The 1183-nt window shown below is 73.6% G+C and carries 2 pseudogenes; both read right to left on the reverse strand.

What is annotated here, in order from left to right:
* Positions 1 to 536, reverse strand: a pseudogene (locus tag AVW11_RS39455) (beta-ketoacyl synthase N-terminal-like domain-containing protein); the annotation flags it as partial.
* 153 nt (positions 537 to 689) lie between these two features.
* A pseudogene (locus AVW11_RS39460) lies at positions 690 to 1127 on the reverse strand (acyl carrier protein); the annotation flags it as partial.
* Positions 1128 to 1183: the final 56 nt, after the last annotated feature.

Genomic DNA, 1183 nt, shown 5'->3' on the forward strand with positions numbered 1-1183 from the left:
ACCAGCGAGGAGGAGCAGGCCGTGTCGACGGTGATGGCCGGGCCTTCCAGCCCGAAGGTGTAGGACAGCCGCCCGGAGGCGACACTGCCGGCGCTGCCCGTGCTCAGATATCCCTCGTACTCGACCGGTACCGCCGACAGCCGGGAGGCGTAGTCGTCGTACATGGAGCCGACGAACACCCCGGTCCGGCTGCCGCGCAGGGTGGCCGGGTCGATGCCGGCGTGCTCGAAGCTCTCCCAGGCGGTCTCCAGGAGCAGGCGCTGCTGCGGGTCGATCGCGTACGCCTCGCGCGGACTGATCCCGAAGAACTCGGCGTCGAAGCGGTCGGCGTCGTAGAGGAAGCCGCCGTGCCGGGTGTAGCTCTTGCCTGCCTGGGCGGGGTCCGGGTCGTAGAGGTCGTCGACGTCCCAGTCGCGGTTGGTGGGGAAGGGGCCGATGGCGTCGGTGCCGTCGGCGACGAGCCGCCACAGGTCGTCGGGGGAGCGGGTGTCGCCGGGGTAGCGGCAGGCCATGCCGACGATCACGACCGGGTCGTCCTGGCCGCCGCCGGAGCCGTCCCCGGATCCGTTCGCGGCCTGCTGCACCGACCGGGCCGCGGCCTCCCCGGCGATCTTGCCGAGCTCGGCGACGACGAAGTCCGTGAGCGCGGCCGGCGTGGGGTGGTCGAAGACGGCCGTCGCGGGCACGGCGACGCCACTGTCCGAGGCCAGCCTGCGCCGCAGCTCCATGCCGGTCAGGGAGTCCATGCCCAACTGCGCGAACGGCCCGCTGTCGTTGACCGCGGACGGTCCCGCGAGGCCGAGGACGGCGGCGACGGTGGCCCGGACGAGTTCCAGCGCGGCCCGACGGCGTTCGGCCGGGGCGAGCGCGGCGGTGCGCTCGGCCCAGGAGGAACCGGTGGCCGCGGCGGCCCTGCGGCGCGGCGCGCGCACCAGCGTGCGCAGCAGGGCCGGCGCCGGCGCCTCCGGGGCGCGCAGCGTCTGGAGGTCCAACTCGATCGGCACCAGCGCTGGTTGACCGGAGCCGAGAGCCGCGTCGAACAGCTCCATGCCGCGTTCGGGGGTCAGCGGAAGGATGCCCTTGTCGGCCCACCGCTTCATGTCGGATTCCGAGAACTGGGCGGCCATGCTGCCGGTGCTCGTGTCCCAGAGTCCCCAGGCGAGGCTGGTGGCGGGGAGGTTGT

It is taken from the genome of Streptomyces amritsarensis, assembly GCF_001953875.1.
Taxonomy (GTDB): domain Bacteria; phylum Actinomycetota; class Actinomycetes; order Streptomycetales; family Streptomycetaceae; genus Streptomyces; species Streptomyces amritsarensis.